Annotated in this window: 13 protein-coding genes; 3 read left to right on the top strand and 10 right to left on the bottom strand. The window is 70.7% G+C overall.

Features of this window, described 5'->3' with window-relative positions:
* Window positions 1-33 precede the first annotated feature (33 nt).
* The 9 genes from AB0B96_RS34775 to pgsA all read right to left on the bottom strand — a co-directional run bounded on the left by AB0B96_RS34775 (window position 34) and on the right by pgsA (window position 8,600).
* Window positions 34-1,311 (bottom strand): cation:proton antiporter, encoded by a 1,278-nt coding sequence (locus tag AB0B96_RS34775; RefSeq protein WP_362905659.1) that lies wholly within the window; start codon window positions 1,309-1,311, stop codon window positions 34-36.
* A gap of 68 nt (window positions 1,312-1,379) precedes the next feature.
* Entirely contained in the window at window positions 1,380-2,132 is a 753-nt protein-coding gene (locus AB0B96_RS34780) for a YebC/PmpR family DNA-binding transcriptional regulator (RefSeq protein ID WP_350949151.1), read from the bottom strand.
* Window positions 2,133-2,135: 3 nt separating this feature from the next.
* Window positions 2,136-2,726: a pyridoxal 5'-phosphate synthase glutaminase subunit PdxT gene (gene pdxT / locus AB0B96_RS34785; RefSeq protein WP_362905661.1), complete on the bottom strand. Its 591-nt coding sequence runs from the start codon at window positions 2,724-2,726 to the stop codon at window positions 2,136-2,138.
* 299 nt (window positions 2,727-3,025) lie between these two features.
* Window positions 3,026-3,940: a pyridoxal 5'-phosphate synthase lyase subunit PdxS gene (gene pdxS / locus AB0B96_RS34790; RefSeq protein ID WP_350949149.1), complete on the bottom strand. Its 915-nt coding sequence runs from the start codon at window positions 3,938-3,940 to the stop codon at window positions 3,026-3,028.
* A gap of 152 nt (window positions 3,941-4,092) precedes the next feature.
* A complete protein-coding gene (locus tag AB0B96_RS34795) occupies window positions 4,093-5,109 on the bottom strand; it encodes a DUF3048 domain-containing protein (protein ID WP_362905664.1) in 1,017 nt (338 codons plus the stop codon).
* A 107-nt stretch (window positions 5,110-5,216) separates the two neighbouring features.
* On the bottom strand, window positions 5,217-5,759 hold the full coding sequence (locus AB0B96_RS34800) for a hypothetical protein (RefSeq protein WP_362905666.1): 543 nt from the start codon (window positions 5,757-5,759) through the stop codon (window positions 5,217-5,219).
* Entirely contained in the window at window positions 5,756-7,039 is a 1,284-nt protein-coding gene (locus AB0B96_RS34805; protein ID WP_362905668.1) for a glycosyltransferase family 4 protein, read from the bottom strand. The genes AB0B96_RS34800 and AB0B96_RS34805 overlap by 4 nt, the downstream gene beginning before the upstream one ends.
* Window positions 7,036-7,959 carry a phosphatidylinositol mannoside acyltransferase gene (locus AB0B96_RS34810; protein ID WP_362905670.1) on the bottom strand — a complete coding sequence of 308 codons (924 nt, stop codon included), beginning with the start codon at window positions 7,957-7,959 and terminating at the stop codon, window positions 7,036-7,038. Before AB0B96_RS34810 ends, AB0B96_RS34805 begins: the two co-directional genes overlap by 4 nt.
* Window positions 7,960-7,982: 23 nt before the next feature.
* On the bottom strand, window positions 7,983-8,600 hold the full coding sequence (pgsA, locus tag AB0B96_RS34815) for a phosphatidylinositol phosphate synthase (protein WP_350949144.1): 618 nt from the start codon (window positions 8,598-8,600) through the stop codon (window positions 7,983-7,985).
* Window positions 8,601-8,897: 297 nt separating this feature from the next.
* Between pgsA and AB0B96_RS34820 the strand changes: the two genes are divergently transcribed.
* The 3 genes from AB0B96_RS34820 to AB0B96_RS34830 all read left to right on the top strand — a co-directional run bounded on the left by AB0B96_RS34820 (window position 8,898) and on the right by AB0B96_RS34830 (window position 15,139).
* Complete coding sequence (locus tag AB0B96_RS34820; RefSeq protein ID WP_362905673.1) at window positions 8,898-11,030, top strand: elongation factor G-like protein EF-G2; 2,133 nt, start codon at window positions 8,898-8,900, stop codon at window positions 11,028-11,030.
* 159 nt (window positions 11,031-11,189) lie between these two features.
* Entirely contained in the window at window positions 11,190-12,788 is a 1,599-nt protein-coding gene (locus tag AB0B96_RS34825; RefSeq protein ID WP_362905675.1) for a family 10 glycosylhydrolase, read from the top strand.
* A gap of 98 nt (window positions 12,789-12,886) precedes the next feature.
* The gene (locus tag AB0B96_RS34830; protein WP_362905677.1) at window positions 12,887-15,139 is read left to right on the top strand and encodes a hypothetical protein; all 2,253 of its coding nucleotides are present in this window, start codon (window positions 12,887-12,889) and stop codon (window positions 15,137-15,139) included.
* Here the strand turns inward: AB0B96_RS34830 and AB0B96_RS34835 are convergent.
* Window positions 15,082-15,633 carry an HIT domain-containing protein gene (locus tag AB0B96_RS34835; protein ID WP_350949140.1) on the bottom strand — a complete coding sequence of 184 codons (552 nt, stop codon included), beginning with the start codon at window positions 15,631-15,633 and terminating at the stop codon, window positions 15,082-15,084. The genes AB0B96_RS34830 and AB0B96_RS34835 overlap by 58 nt on opposite strands.
* Window positions 15,634-15,776 lie beyond the last annotated feature (143 nt).

Raw genomic sequence — 15,776 nt, forward strand, 5'->3', positions numbered from 1 at the left:
GCTCACCGCCTCACCGCCTCCGGGGGATCCGTCTCACGGGTGCTGGGTGGCGGGTTCCGCGTCACGGTCGTTCCCTGCCCGGTCGCGCAGCAGGTCCAGGCGGTTCATCGCCGGCGAGGCCGAGATTCCGTGGATCACCAGGGAGGCCATCGCGGTGAAGGCGACCACGGCCCAGATCTCCTCGGCGGGTACGCCGAAGTCGGCCTGGCCGAGGGCGTAGGCGAGGTAGAACAACGAGCCGATGCCGCGGACGCCGAAGAACGCCGCCACGACGCGCTCGCGCGGCCCCGCCCTGCCTCTCAGCAGGGAGAGCCACCCGACCAGCGGCCGGATGACGAGCAGCAGCGACAGGCCGACCGCGGCTCCCCGCCAGGTGAGCGCGGACAGTCCCCCCACCGCGACGAAGCCTCCGAGCAGCAGGAGCAGCCAGGCGGTGAACAGCCGCTCGATCTGCTCTATGAAGCCGTGCAGCACCCCGTTGTAGCCGTGGCTGCGCTCGGCCGCCCTGATGGTGCAGGCGGTCACGAACACCGCGATGAAGCCGTACCCGTGCACCAGCTCGGTGAGGCCGTAGGCCAGGAACGTCGCGGCCAGCGCCACGAAGCCGTCGCGGTGCTCGGCCAGCCGCAGGTCGGGCTTCTCGGCACGGAAGAACAGCCGCCCCAGCCCTTTGCCGATCAGTAGGCCGCACACCACGCCCGCGACGCACCGGTAGAGCAGGTCCACCAGCGCCCACTCGCCGATCCAGCCGGTCCCCCCGCTGACGGCCAGCGTGATGGCGGCGTACACCAGGGGGAAGGCCAGGCCGTCGTTGAGGCCCGCCTCGGAGGTGAGGGCGAAGCGGACCTCGTCGTCGGCCTTCTCCGAGTCGACGGGCTCGCCGACCTGAACGTCGGAGGCGAGCACCGGGTCGGTCGGCGCGAGGACCGCGCCCAGCAGCAACGCCGCCGCGAGGGGCCAGCCGAGCAGGCCGTACGCGGCGGCGGCCACGGCGAGGACGGTGAGCGGGAGTGTCCACCCGAGCAGGCGCCAGGTCGAGGACCAGCCGCGCCGCCCGAAGGGCCGGTTGATGGCCAGCCCCGCGCCCATGAGCGAGACCAGCACGCAGATCTCGGTGACGTGCTCGACCAGTGTCCGGTGGGCCACCGGATCGGGATCGGGCAGCTCCAGGGGCAGGGCGTAGAGGACCAGACCGACCAGCAGGCAGGCGAGGGGCAGCGAGAAGGGGCGGCGGTTGAGAAGTCGCGGCAGTGTGGCCGCGAGCAGCGCGGCAACGCCCGCCACGGCGAAGATGAGGTCAGGATTGCCCATTGTCCGCGTGATCTGCCCTGGACCACGCGGACAAACCTCACGAGCAGCGCGAGGTCCGAAAAATCGGACTACGCGTCGAGCTTCTCCATGACCTCGTCGGAGACGTCGAAGTTGGCCCAGACGTTCTGCACGTCGTCGCTGTCCTCAAGGGCGTCGATCAGCCTGAAGACCTTGCGGGCGCCCTCCTCGTCCAGCGGGACGTTCAGCGTCGGCATGAAGCTGGACTCGGCCGAGTCGTAGTCGATCCCGGCCTCCTGCAGGGCCTTGCGGACCGGGACGAGGTCGGTGGCCTCCGAGACGACCTCGAACTGGTCGCCCAGGTCGTTGACCTCCTCGGCACCCGCGTCGAGGACCGCGACCAGCACGTCGTCCTCACCCAGCTCGCCCTTGGGGACGAGCACGACACCCTTGCGGTTGAACATGTAGGACACCGAACCCGGGTCGGCCAGCGAGCCGCCGTTGCGGGTCAGCGCGACGCGGACCTCGGAGGCCGCGCGGTTGCGGTTGTCGGTGAGGCACTCGATCAGCACCGCGACGCCGCCGGGGGCGTAACCCTCGTACATAATGGTCTGCCAGTCGGCGCCGCCGGCCTCGAGACCACCGCCGCGCTTACGGGCACGCTCGATGTTGTCGATCGGGACCGAACTCTTGCGCGCCTTGGTGATGGCGTCGTACAGCGTCGGGTTGCCGTCCGGATCGGGTCCGCCCGTCCGAGCCGCGACCTCGATGTTCTTGATGAGCTTGGCGAACAGCTTGCCGCGCTTGGAATCGAGCGCGGCCTTCTTGTGCTTCGTCGTCGCCCATTTGGAGTGGCCGGACATCGCCTAGAGCTCCCTCACCATCTCAGCGAAATATGAATGCACACCGACATCCCCGGTAAGTTCCGGGTGGAAGGACGTGGCGAGCAACGGTCCTTGACGGACCGCGACGATCCTATCCCCAGGTTCGGCCAGTGCCAGCACTTCGACCTCCGAACCCACCGATTCCACCCAGGGTGCGCGGATGAAGACGGCCCGCGTGCTGCCGCGACCGGCGAAGTCGATGTCGGCCTCGAAGGAGTCGACCTGGCGTCCGAAGGCGTTGCGGCGGACGACCATGTCGATGCCTCCGATCGTCTGCTGGCCTTCGATCCCGCCCTCGATCCGGTCGGCCAGCATGATCATCCCGGCGCAGGAGCCGTAGGCGGGCATTCCCGCCTTGATCCGCATCCGGAGTGGTTCGAGCAGCTCGAAGGTCTCGGCGAGTTTCCACATCGTGGTGGACTCGCCACCGGGGATGACGAGGCCGTCGACCGCCTCCAGCTCGCGGGGGCGCCGTACGGCGACCGCTCTCGCGCCCACCGCCTCCAGGGAGCGAGTGTGCTCGCGCACGTCTCCTTGCAGCGCGAACACGCCGATCGTGGGGACGATGGTCACCGATGGTCCTTCCCGTACGGGTGGAGTGCCCCTTCAGCGTATGGCCACCCCTTGGACGGCCCCAAACCGGTTCACGCTCCGACACGGCTCGGAGATCCGGACCGTGACGGCCCGGCCCCGTTCCCCGGTGGCGGCGCCGTGCTCCTCGGGGCGGGATCGCGGGGCACGTGACCACGAGATCGACCCCCTGCGGAGGAAGGGCGACCCCCGTGACGGAGATCGCCCTTTTCCCGGAGTCTCACCGGGCTTCCCGGAGGCTCCCCGCCCCCTGAAGAAAGCCCTGAAAGCCCTCGCCCGCCCTACCAGCCGCGCTCGGCCAGCCGGTGCGGGGCAGGGATGTCGTCGACGTTGATGCCGACCATCGCCTCTCCCAGCCCCCGGGAGACCTTCGCGATGACGTCGGGATCGTCGTGGAAGGTGGTGGCCTTGACGATCGCGGAGGCACGCTCGGCGGGATTGCCGGACTTGAAGATGCCCGAGCCGACGAACACGCCCTCAGCGCCGAGCTGCATCATCATCGCCGCGTCGGCCGGGGTGGCGATGCCGCCGGCGGTGAACAGCACGACCGGCAGCTTGCCGGTCCTGGCGACCTCGGCGACCAGCTCGTACGGCGCCTGGAGCTCCTTGGCCGCGACATAGAGCTCGTCCTCGGGCAGCGAGCCCAGACGCTTGATCTCACCCCTGATCTTGCGCATGTGGGTGGTGGCGTTGGAGACGTCGCCGGTGCCGGCCTCTCCCTTGGAGCGGATCATCGCCGCGCCCTCGGTGAGGCGGCGCAGTGCCTCACCCAGGTTGGTCGCGCCGCAGACGAAGGGCACGGTGAACTGCCACTTGTCGATGTGGTTGGTGTAGTCGGCGGGGGTGAGCACCTCGGACTCGTCGATGTAGTCGACGCCGAGGGACTGGAGCACCTGCGCCTCGACGAAGTGGCCGATGCGGGCCTTGGCCATGACCGGGATCGAGACGGCGGAGATGATGCCGTCGATCATGTCGGGGTCGCTCATCCGGGAGACGCCGCCCTGGGCGCGGATGTCGGCGGGCACCCGCTCAAGGGCCATGACGGCGACGGCACCGGCGTCTTCGGCGATCTTGGCCTGCTCGGCGTTGACGACGTCCATGATGACGCCACCCTTGAGCATCTCTGCCATGCCGCGCTTGACCCGGGCGGTTCCGGTGACGGTCGTCTCGCTGACTTCGGGCGTGCTGCTGGACACGGTCTTCTACCTCACGACGGCTGGCTGCGGACACGGGCCGTCCGAGGACGGCCAGTACGCCTTCCATCGTAGGCGCTGGCGGACTGCCCCCTTACCCGACGCCTTGTCGTCCTTGGATGATCTTCTTGGACAGTATGTACAGGACGTGCGTGTCAGGGGATGACGGGTTTGGCGGAGGCGAGCACGACCCAGACCTGCCCCGGGGCGAAGTTCATCGGCTCGCCCGTCTCGGTGGTGAAGACGGTGCCGTCCTTCTCGTCCGGCCGCGACCAGCGGGCCTTGAACGCCTGCCCGTCACGGAGCACGATCGCCCTGCCCTTGCCCGTGCTGTGCACCAGCGGGGTGTAGCTCTGGTTCTTGTCGTGAAACTGCGAACGCTCCGTCTTGGTGTACTGCACGACGATCGTGGGCGCGCCGAGCTGGCCGCCCTCGGCCGCCATGTCCTTCTTGCCGTCCTGCCAGACCAGCCACTTGCCCGCCGTCTCCGACCAGCCGAAGGTGAAGCGCGCCGCCGGGTACTTCACGCTGTACATCTTGCGCGACACGCCGCCCTCGGGGGCCTCGCCGAAGGTGAACCCGATGTCCTTGGCCTTGCTCGCCTTGGGCGCCCCGGCCAGCAGGTCCTTGGTGTTGGCGAACAGGTTGTAGGGGGCGTAGCGTCCCGGCTGGCGGAAGTACGCGCCCGGCTCCCTGCTGTCGGAGACGTCGAAGAGCGGGGCCTCGGCGATGAAGGGGAGCATCTTGGTCTGCGCGCCCGAGTAGGCGAAGGCCGGTCTGCCGAACTGCGGGACGATGTGCAGGTCGGAGATGCGGGCGCTGCGGACCGGACCGACCTTGGCCGGGATCTTCGAGGAGAAGATCGCCATCAGGCGGGTGAGGCCCGCCTCGACCTGCTCGACGTAGACGATGTCGGCGCTTTTCAGGCCGAGCTGCGGCTTGCCCGCCGAGGTGTTCTCGATCTTCACCGCGAGCACCGCCCGGCGCGCCGCGCCGGGCAGGCCGGTGAAGGGGTGTGTCGGCTCGGGCGTGGGGGTCGGGTCCGCGCTCGGCTCGCCCGCCGCGCCCGCCGGGCTCCCCGGCGAGGCCGGCCCGTCGGAGGAACAGGCCGCGACCGGTGCAAGGACCGCGACTCCCGCCAGCGTGACGGCGATCATCCGGGACACCCGCACGGCTCATCTCCTCAAGTCGGCCACTCGATCACTCAGTCAAGAATCGCCAAGAGCTTACCGGTGTCCGACTTGTCAGATACTCCAGTTTATGTGCGCCTTATTTATCCCTATTCAGCGGCCAGGGCCTTCGGGGGCACGTCGTCGATCTCGAAGAAGGCCGGATACTCGGTGTGCCCCGCCAGCCGCAGCGTGCGGGCCAGCCAGCGGCGCTGCGCCGTCCGGGTGACGCCCACCGCGTTGTTGTAGAACCGGCGGGAGTACAGGACCTTCGCCACCGCGGCGTCCAGCTCCTCGATCAGCTCCGATCCGGCCGGGGTGTCGGCCAGCCGGTCACGGAAGCGCTCCTGGTCGACGACGGCGCGCAGCGCGCGCGACAGGTCGCTCTCGGCGTGCTCGCGCTCCTCGGGACCCGCCGTACGGGCCTCGTGGGCGGCCGCGGCCAGCACCAGGCTCGTCGCCGGGTCCAGCAGCCGGGAGGCCGCCAGCTCCAGGCTGACGGCGGTCCGCCGCACCAGGGCGGCGTCCAGGGACTCGCGGGCCAGCTCCAGCCGGATGTGCAACCGGTCGAGCCGCCCCGCCCGCCAGGAGACGTAGACGGCGAGAAGCACCACGATCGCGCCCGCCACCAGGACCAGCGTGGTCGTCGTCACAGCGCGTCATTCCTCTCGGCCGGCGTACCCGCCGGCTCTCCCCCGGCTCCGACCCCGGTCGGCCCGGCGCCCGCCACCGGGCCTTCCACCGGGCCTTCCGCAGGTCCTGTCACAGTGCCTGTCACGGGGCCCTCCGCAGCGTCTTCCACCGGGCCTGCCACCGCGTCCTCCTCGACCCCGGCCGTGCTCGCCACGGTCTCGTAGACCCGCAGGACGTCGCGGGCGACCGTCGACCAGTCGTACTTGCGCACGGCCTGCCGGGCGGCCTGCGACAGCCTGGCCCGGCGTTCGGGATCGTCGAGCAGCGCGGCGGCCTCGCAGGCGAGCGACGCGGCGTCGCCCGTCTCGAACAACGCTCCCGCCCCGCCGTCGTCGAGCACCTTTCGGAAGGCGGGGATGTCACTCGCCAGGATCGCCGCGCCCGCCGACATCGCCTCGGTCAGCACGATGCCGAAGCTCTCACCGCCCAGGTTGGGCGCGCAGAAGACGTCGACGGTGTGGTAGGCGCGCACCTTGTCCTCCTCGCTCACCATGCCGAGCAGGCCGATCCGGTCGTGGAAGGCGGCCGGAACCCGCTCCAGCACCTCGTCGGCGTCACCGGGCCCCGCCAGCAGCAGGCGCAGCGACGGCCGCTCGGCGGCGAGCAGGGCGAACGCCTCCAGCAGCACCGGCAGGCCCTTGCGCGGCTCGTCCATCCGGCCCAGGAAGCCGATCACCTCGCCCTCGTCCCAGCCGGGGAGCCGCTCACCCTCGGTGTAGCGGCTCACCGTCACCCCGTTGGGGATGAGCACGGCGTCGCCGCCCATGAACTCGACCAGGGTCTTCCTCGCGGCGTCGGAGACGGCGATCCTGCCGCCGATCTTCTCCAGCGCGCTCATGATGACCGGCACCCCCACCGAGAAGGAGCGGGAGTTGCCGTACGAGGCGTGGAAGGTGGCCACGATCGGCCCCCTCGCCACCCAGCAGGCGAGCAGGCCCAGCGAGGGGATCGCCGGTTCGTGCACGTGCAGCACGTCGAAGCGGCCCTCGCGCACCCAGCGGCGCACCCGGTTCGCCGACAGGAATCCGAACGACATCCTGGCCACCGACCCGTTGAAGGGCACCGGGACGGCGCGGCCCGCCGAGATCACGTACGGGGGCAACTCCGCGTTCTCCGCGGCCGGGGAGATCACCGAGACGTGGTGGCCGTCGGCCATGAGCGCCTCCGCCAGGTCGCGGATGTGCACCTGGACGCCGCCCGGCACGTCCCACGTGTAGGGACAGACGATGCCGATCCTCATGCCTGGGCCTTCCTGGGCTCCAGGTCCTCGAGCCAGAGGCGCTGGAGCATGTGCCAGTCCTCGGGGTGCTCGGCGATGCCCTTCTCGAAGACGGTGGCGAGGCTCTGCGCCACGACGGCCACCTTCTCCTGCCTGCTGCCCTCGGCCGGGATCGCGATCTCCTCGTGGAACTGCAGCCCCCAGCCGTTCTCCTCGAAGTAGGGAATCGCCGGGATGAGGGCGGCCCCGGTGTGCACGGCCAGCAGGGCGGGACCGGCGGGCATCCGCGTGGCCGCGCCGAAGAACTGCACCTCGACCCCCTTCGCGGTCAGGTCGCGCTCGGCGGGAAGGGCGACCGGCAGGCCGGCGCGCAGGCGCTGCGCCAGGGTGCCGAAGGTGTGGCCGTCACCGCCGGTGAGCGGCAGCACCTCCATGCCGAGCCCTTCGCGGAAGGCCGTGTACCGGTGGAACAGCGACTCGGGCTTGAGCCGCTCGGCGACCGTGGTGAACGGGTGGCCCGTACCGGCGAACCAGGCGCCCGCCTGGTCCCAGTTGCCCATGTGCGGCAGAGCCAGGACCACGCCACGCCCTCTGGCGAGGTTGTCGTAGACGGGCTCGGCCCCGGCCACCCGCATGCGGGAGACGAGCTCGTCGACGGGGATCGAGGGCAGCCGGAACACCTCGTGGAAGTAGCGGAAGTAGGAGCGCATGCCGTCACGGCTGAGTGCCCGGATCGCCGGGTCACCCGGCGAGGTGCCCTTGACCCTGGCGAGGTTGGCCTCAAGTCTGAGCACCGACTTGCCGCGACGCTTCCACAGCCGGTCGGCGGCGACGCGGAAGGCCCAGGCGGTGAGCCTCTCCGGCAGGCGGGGCACGATCGTCCAGCCGGCGCCGAACGCCGCCGCGACGAGACGATCCTGGGGGGAGGGCTTGTCGGTCATCGCTCTTTCCGATCGGCGGAGGGTCAGCGGAGGGTCCGCGGCGGGGTGGAGACGGCCTGCCGGCGCACGTGCAGCAGGCGCTGGCCGACCGTCACCGCGCTGGCGACGGCGAGCAGCCAGAGCCCCGCGGCGAGGATGTAGGGCACGCCCAGACCGCCCAGACCGGCGGAGACCAGGCCCACGACCAGGCGCTCGGGCCGCTCGGCGAGGCCGACGTCACACGTCATGCCCAACGCCTCGGCCCTGGCCTTGACGTACGAGACCACCGCCCCCGCGACGAGGCAGAAGAGCGCGACCCCCGCCAGCACCCGCTGCTCGCTCACGACGAACCAGAACACCAGCCCGGAGAAGATGCCGGCGTCGCCGACCCGGTCCAGGGTGGAGTCGAGGAAGGCGCCCCAGGTGCTTCCTGAGCCCGTCATCCTGGCCATCACCCCGTCGAGGAGGTCGGCCAGCACGAAAAAGGTGATCACCATCGTACCGGCGAACAGCTCGCCCCTCGGGTAGAAGAACAGGGCCGCGGCGACGGTGCCGAGCGTGCCGACGGCGGTGACGGCGTTGGGGCTGATCCCGTGGCGGGTGAGTGCCCTGCCCAGCGGGGTCAAGAGCCTGGTGACGGCGGGGCGCAGAAGTTTCAACATCGCGCTCCGATCGTAGGCCACCCGGCCCCCGCGCGTGCGGCGGCGGTGGGGGCGGCGCGTTCCGGAGAAACGGCGTTCACGGGGGCGGCCGGGACGACCCCGACACTTAGCGATCCGGTCTCACTCTGGCAAGAGGATCCCCTCACCCCTCTTGTGATATTCGCCACATGGGTATTTGGTGAACAGACCGAGTCCACGCGATTTACCCGACGCGAGAACCGTGAGCACTCGGTAGCGGACCCCGGGGGTGTGGCCCCACCAGGCCGCGGCCCCTTCGGCAACGACGCGGGAGGCGATGTGGCGGAAAGAGCGACCGGCGGAACAGCGGGAGCCGCGGGGAGAGCACCCACGGCCGACCGGCCGGACATGATACGAAACGTCGTGCTGGTCGGCCATTCCGGCTCCGGGAAGACAACGCTCGTGGAGGCGCTGCTGGCCGCGACCCGGACCGTCCAGCGGCCCGGCAGGGTCGAGGACGGCACGACCGTGAGCGACTTCGACGAGGTCGAGGTGCGCCAGCAACGCTCGGTGAACCTGACCGTGGCCCCCGTGGTCCACAACGACATCAAGATCAACCTGTTGGACACGCCCGGCTACGCCGACTTCGTCGGCGACCTGCGCGCCGGACTGCGCGCGGCCGACGCGGCGCTGTTCGTCGTCTCGGCCGTCGACGGCGTGGACGGCCTGACCAGGATGATCTGGGACGAATGCGCGGCGGTCGGGATGCCCCGCGCGGTCGTGATCACCAAGATCGACCACCAGCGGGCGAACTTCGAGGACACCCTCGGCGCCTGCCAGGAGGCCTTCGGCGAGGGTGTCTCGCCGCTCTACCTGCCGGTGGTGACCAACGGCAGGGTGAACGGCCTGATCGGCCTGCTGAGCCAGCGGTTCTACAACTACGCGACCGGCACCCGGACGGAGAACTCCCCCGGCCCCGCCTACGCCGACCAGATCGAGCTCTACCGGGGCGCCCTGATCGAGGGCGTCATCCAGGAGAGCGAGGACGAGTCCCTGATGGACCGCTACCTCTCCGGCGAGGAGATCGACACCAAGGCCCTCATCGAGGACCTGGAGAAGGCCGTCGCGCGCGGCGGCTTCTACCCCGTGCTGGCCGCGGGGGCGGGCGTGGGCGCCCTGGAGATCCTGGAGCTCGTCACCCAGGGGTTCCCCTCGCCGCCCGAGCACCCCATGCCCGAGATCATGTCGATCGGCGGCGAGCCCGTCTCCGGCATCACCTGCGACCCCGAAGGCCCCCTCGTCGCCGAGATCGTCAAGACCACCAGCGACCCGTACGTGGGCAGGATCAGCCTGGTGCGGGTCTTCTCCGGCACGCTGCGCCCGGACATGACGGTGCACGTCTCGGGGCACGGCCTGTCCGACCGCGGACACGAGGACCACGACGTGGACGAGCGCATCGGCACGCTCTCCTCGCCGCTGGGCAAGCACCAGCGGACGGTCCCCAAGTGCGTGGCCGGGGACATCGCGGCGGTGGCCAAGCTGTCGCGCGCCGAGACCGGCGACACCCTGTCCGACCGGGACAACCCGCTGCTGATGACGGCCTGGTCCATGCCGGAGCCACTGCTGCCGGTGGCGATCCAGCCCAGGTCCAAGGCCGACGACGACAAGCTGAGCCAGGCCCTGCAGCGGCTGGTCGCCGAGGACCCCACCCTCAGGCTGGAGAACAACCCCGAGACCCGCCAGCTCGTGCTGTGGTGCATGGGCGAGGCCCACACCGACGTGCTCCTCGACCGGCTGAGCCGGCGGCACGGCGTGGAGGTGGAGAAGACCGAACTGCGGGTGCCGCTCAGGGAGACCTTCGGCGGCAGCTGCCAGGCCCTGGGCCGCAACGTCAAGCAGACCGGCGGCCACGGCCAGTTCGCCGTCTGCCACCTGGAGGTCGAGCCCCTGCCGTCCGGCGGCGGCTTCGAGTTCGTGGACAAGGTCGTCGGCGGTGTGGTGCCGCGCCAGTTCATCCCCTCGGTGGAGAAGGGGGTCCGCACCCAGATGCAGCGCGGCGTGCTCGCCGGCTATCCCATGGTGGACGTGCGGGTCACGTTGTACGACGGCAAGGCCCACTCGGTCGACTCCTCCGACATGGCGTTCCAGATCGCCGGGGCGCTCGCGCTGAAGGAGGCCGCGGCCAAGGTGCCCATGCTGCTGCTCGAACCGGTGGACGAGGTGTCCGTCCTGATCGCCGACGACCACGTCGGCGCGGTGATGTCCGACCTGTCCTCGCGCAGGGGCCGCGTGCTCGGCACGGAGCCGGTGGGCGTCGGGCGCACCCTGGTCAGGGCCGAGGTGCCCGAGCTGGAGATCACGCGATACTCGATCGATCTGAGATCCATCTCGCACGGGACGGGGACGTTCCAGCGGGTCTTCCTGCGTTACGAGCCGCTTCCCCCACATCTGATGGACAAAATCACCGGCTGACAGAGCGGTGACGGGTGTGCCGGACGGTGCCCCACCTCACAGGAAGGGCGCACCGTCCGGCACGCCCGTCACAACATACGCTCATGTAACGGAGTCATCACGAAAGGATTTCGTTTTTCCGGTCAGAGCACACCGGTGCTGGTGCCACACTGGGGAACCATGCGAAACGGACGCCCTCTTCTGGCCGCTGCCGCCCTCGCCGTCCTGACCACGGGGGCCGCCTACACCTTCGGTCCCGAGGCCGCACCCGCCCGGCCGAAGGGCGACAAGAGCTCGGCGGCCTCGTCCGAGACGGCCGACGCGACGACCGCCGCCTCGGCGCGCTGCGACGTCGACGCGAAGTATCCCAAGCGGCAGCTGCGCGGAGTGTGGATCGCCACGGTCAAGAACATCGACTGGCCCTCGCGCACCGGCCTGTCCCCGGCCCGCCAGCAGGCCGAGTACGTCAAGATCCTCGACGACGCGGTCAAGCGGCGGTTCAACGCGGTGTTCGTCCAGATCCGTCCCGCCTCCGACGCGCTGTACAAGTCGGATCTGGAGCCGTGGTCGCAGTATCTGACCGGCACGGTGGGCAAGGACCCCGGCTGGGACCCGCTGCCCTTCCTCGTCGCCGAGGCCCATCGGCGCGGCCTGGAGTTCCACGCGTGGTTCAACCCCTACCGCGCGTCCGCCGACGGCGACCTGTCCAAGCTGCCCGCGAGGCACCCCGCCCGGCTCCACCCCGAGTGGATCGTGAAATACGGGGGTCTGGCCTACTACAACCCCGGCCTGCCCGCGGTCCGCGACTATGTCACCAAGGTCGTCAAGGACGTGGTGACCCGCTACGACGTCGACGGGGTCCACTTCGACGACTACTTCTACCCCTATCCCGTGGCGGGCGCGAAGTTCGCCGACGACGCCGCCTTCGCCAAGTACGGCAAGGGCGCCACCCTCGCCGACTGGCGCCGCGCCAACGTCAACAAGCTGATCGCGCAGGTCGACAAGACCGTGCACGAGGTCAGGAACAGCGTGAAGTTCGGTGTCAGCCCGTTCGGGATCTGGCGCAACAAGGCCGAAGACCCCAGCGGTTCGGCCACCGGCGGTATGTCCGCGTACGACGCCATCTACGCCGACGCCCGTCACTGGATCAAGAAGGGCACGGTCGACTACGTCATCCCGCAGCTGTACTGGCCACGCGGGCTCAAGATCGCCGACTACGACGTCCTGATGCCGTGGTGGGCCAACGAGGTCAAGGGCACCGGCGTGCACCTCTACATCGGCCAGGGCCTGTACCGTGTCGGCGCCACCGACACGGCCGCCTGGACCAAGCCCGGCGAGATGTCCTCCCACCTCACGCGCAACCGCAAGTACGAGCAGGTCACCGGTGATGTCTACTTCAGCGCCAAGCAGCTCGCCACCAACCCGCTGGGAGCGATCGACCGCGTCGCCAAGGACCACTACAGCCGCCCCGCGCTGCTGCCGCTGATGAAGGACCGCGGCGGCCAGGCTCCGGCCAAGCCCGCCGACGTGCGGCTCCAGGGCACCTCCCTCGGCTGGAAGAGCTCTCCTGACGCCCGTTCGTACGCGGTCTACCGGATCGCCTCGGGCAAGCCCGGAGACTGCGCCATCGCCGACGCCCGCAACCTGGTCGCGGTCGTGCCCGCGGCGGCCGGCGACCGCCAGACCTTCACCGCGACGGGTGGCGGCACCTACCTGGTCACCGCCCTGGACCGCCTGCAGAACGAGAGCGATCCCACCACGGCCAAGAACGGGACCTGAGAACCCGATCCCCGCCGGTCTCCTGACACGCTGGACCGGTGACACGATCTTGCCCTACGGTTCCAGCACCTGGCAGGAGCCTGAAGGGGAGGTCGTTCGTGAAGCGGACGCTTGTCGCGCTCGCGGTGGTGCTGGGCCTGCTGTGGCCGGGGGCCGCGCAGTCCGCCACTCGAGTGGACGGACGGGTGGTGCTGATCGGCATTCCCGGCCTGCGGTGGAGTGACCTCAGCCCCACCGGCACCCCGAACCTGTGGCAGCTCGCCGGGCGGAGCGCGGTCGGCTCCCTCTCGGTCCGCACGGTCGGCAGGGTCACCTGCCCCTACGACGGGTGGCTGACGGTGTCGGCGGGGGTGAGGTCCGCGGTCGGCTACGGCTGCGGACTCCCCCCGCTGCCCGAGCCCGACGAGGCGGGCGCGGTCATCCCCGGCTACGAGTACCTGCACCGGGTCGCCGGCCAGCGCAACGCGGGCGCCCTCGGCGAGGCCGTTCACGCCGCCGGTGAGTGCACACTGGCGATCGGCCCCGGGGCCGCGCTCGCGCTCGCCGACCGCTCGGGCAGGGTCGACGTGTACGCCCCCTCCCCCGCCCAGATCCGCGCCGACGCGCTCACCGGGTGCCGGGTGATCGCCGTCGACGTCGACGACCTCATCAGGCCGTACCTGACCGGCGACCGGCTGCCCCGGGAGGAGGACGGGCTCACCGCGCGGGAGCGGGCCGCGGCGCTGCGCCTCGCCGACGCCAAGGCGGGGGCGGTGCTGAGCATGCTGCCCGAGGACACCCGGGTGCTGCTGGCGGGCCTGTCCGACCACGGCGGCAACCCGCACCTGCGGGTGGCGATGATGCGTGACGCAGACGTCTCCGGCCGCTTCCTGGGCGCGGCCTCCACTCACCGCGACGACACCACGATCCTGCCGGACATCACCGCGACGATGCTCTCCCTGACGGGCGTCGCGGCGCCGCCGGGTGTGATCGGGGTTCCCTGGCAGGCCGCCGAGAGGCGCACCGGCGGCACCGAGACGGCGCGGGTCGCGCTGGATCGGGCCGACGTGGCCGGGGAGACGATCAGGAACGTGGGTGGGATCTTCTTCACCACCGTCGCGGTGCTGCAGGTCGCGTTCTACCTGGTCGCCTTCCTGCTGATGCGCCGCAGGCGAGGGCTGAGCGGTATCCGCGTCGCCGCGGTCGCGCTGGCCTCGGTGCCCGTGTCGACGTACCTGGTGAACCTCACCCCCTGGCATCACGCGGGCTCGCCGGTGCTCGCGCTGGTCGGCGGAATCGCCGGATGCGCGCTGCTGCTGGCCGCGACCGCGCTGGCGGGGCCCTGGCGCCGGGCGCCGCTCGGGCCGCTGGCGGTGGTGGCGGGGGTGACCGCGGCGGTGCTGGCGGGCGACCTGCTGACCGGGACGACCCTGCAGCTCAACAGCGTGATGGGCTACAGCGCCGTGGTCGGAGCCCGCTACTACGGGCTGGGCAACATCCCGTTCGCGCTCTTCGCCACCTCGGTGCTGCTGTTCGCCGCCACGATCGCGCACCGGCTGACGCGCGCCGACCGCGCCGACCGCGCGGACGCGCCGGTGGACCGGCCGGCTCTCGGCGGTCACGCCGATGCCCCCGTGGTGGATCGACCCGCGCACGAGGGCGCCACGGTCGCCGTCGTGTCGGCTCACCCGATGGGCGGGAGCCGCGCGAGCGTGGTCGCGGCCGCCGTCGTGGCGGCGCTGGGCGGTTTCGCGATGATCCTGGGCGGCTGGCCGGGCGTGGGCAGCGACTTCGGCGGGGTGATCGCGTTCGTGCCGGGCATCGCGGTGACCGCGCTGCTGATCGCGGGCAGGCGGGTCTCGATCGTCAAGCTGGGCGCGTTCTGCGTGGCGGGCGGCGTCATCGTGATGTCCATCGCCTACCTCGACTATCTGCGTCCCGCGGGCTCGCAGACGCATCTGGGCCGTTTCGTCGGCCAGGTGTTCACCGGGGAGGCCCTGGAGGTGATCGGCCGCAAGTTCGGCGCGATGCTGGGCACACTGCTCAACCCCAACCTGATGCCCGTCGTGATCGCCGCGGTGGCCTTCCTCGTCTACGCGCTGCTCCGCCCGGAGCAGGCGAGCGCGGGGGTGCTGCCCGCCGCGTTCGCGCACTCCCCCGCGCTGCGGGCAGGGCTGATCGGCACCCTGGTCAGCGGGGTGGTCGGCATGCTGGTCAACGACTCGGGGGCCGCGGTGCTGTCCATGGCGCTGGCGCTCGCCGTGCCGCTGACGCTGTCGGCGGGCATCAAGGCGCTGGACGAGGACGTGCCGCGCTACGAGGAGCCGGGCCAGCAGCCGGCGAGCAACTCCCTGGTGTCGCGCAGCAGCTGAGGAAGCACCCTGGTCTGGCCGACGACGGGCATGAAGTTGGTGTCGCCGCCCCACCGGGGCACCACGTGCTGGTGCAGGTGGGCGGCGATCCCGGCGCCCGCCACGCCTCCCAGGTTCATGCCCACGTTGAAGCCCTGCGCGCCGCTCGCCTTACGCAGGGCCACCAGCGCCCGCCGGGTGAAGTCGGCGAGTTCGAAGGTCTCGGCCTCGTCCAGGTCGGTGTAGTCGGGCACGTGCCGGTAGGGGCAGACCATCAGGTGGCCGGAGTTGTAGGGGTAGAGGTTGAGCAGTGCGAAGACCTTCTCTCCCCGCGCGACGACCAAACCGTCCTCGTCGCTCATACGGGGGATCTCACAGAACGGGCAGCCGTCCTCGGGGCCGGAACCCGCCGGTTTACCCTCCCCCTTGATGTACGCCATCCGGTGGGGGGTCCAGAGTCTCTGGAACGCGTCCGGTGTCCCCGCTCCGTGCTGCGCCTCCGGCTCGTTGCTCATGGCCGCCAGCATATTGCCACGCCGATTACCGTCGTCTCGCGCCTCCCCCCGGCCTTCCCGAGCCTCCGAGAAGGCCCGCCGGGGCTAAAGGCCCGTGGGCGCCTCAGGCCCCCCGTGGAAAGGTTTCCGAGCCCTCCACGGGA

The sequence above is a fragment of the Streptosporangium sp. NPDC049046 genome (assembly GCF_040649155.1).
Lineage (GTDB): Bacteria > Actinomycetota > Actinomycetes > Streptosporangiales > Streptosporangiaceae > Streptosporangium.

What these genes read in the sequence shown, in the direction of transcription:
- AB0B96_RS34775 (WP_362905659.1), bottom strand. Translation starts at nt 1,311, where the DNA reads ATGGGCAATCCTGACCTCATCTTCGCCGTGGCGGGCGTTGCCGCGCTG.
- AB0B96_RS34780 (WP_350949151.1), bottom strand. Translation starts at nt 2,132, where the DNA reads ATGTCCGGCCACTCCAAATGGGCGACGACGAAGCACAAGAAGGCCGCG.
- AB0B96_RS34805 (WP_362905668.1), bottom strand. Translation starts at nt 7,039, where the DNA reads ATGAGGATCGGCATCGTCTGTCCCTACACGTGGGACGTGCCGGGCGGC.
- AB0B96_RS34810 (WP_362905670.1), bottom strand. Translation starts at nt 7,959, where the DNA reads ATGACCGACAAGCCCTCCCCCCAGGATCGTCTCGTCGCGGCGGCGTTC.
- pgsA (WP_350949144.1), bottom strand. Translation starts at nt 8,600, where the DNA reads ATGTTGAAACTTCTGCGCCCCGCCGTCACCAGGCTCTTGACCCCGCTG.
- AB0B96_RS34825 (WP_362905675.1), top strand. Translation starts at nt 11,190, where the DNA reads ATGCGAAACGGACGCCCTCTTCTGGCCGCTGCCGCCCTCGCCGTCCTG.
- AB0B96_RS34835 (WP_350949140.1), bottom strand. Translation starts at nt 15,633, where the DNA reads ATGAGCAACGAGCCGGAGGCGCAGCACGGAGCGGGGACACCGGACGCG.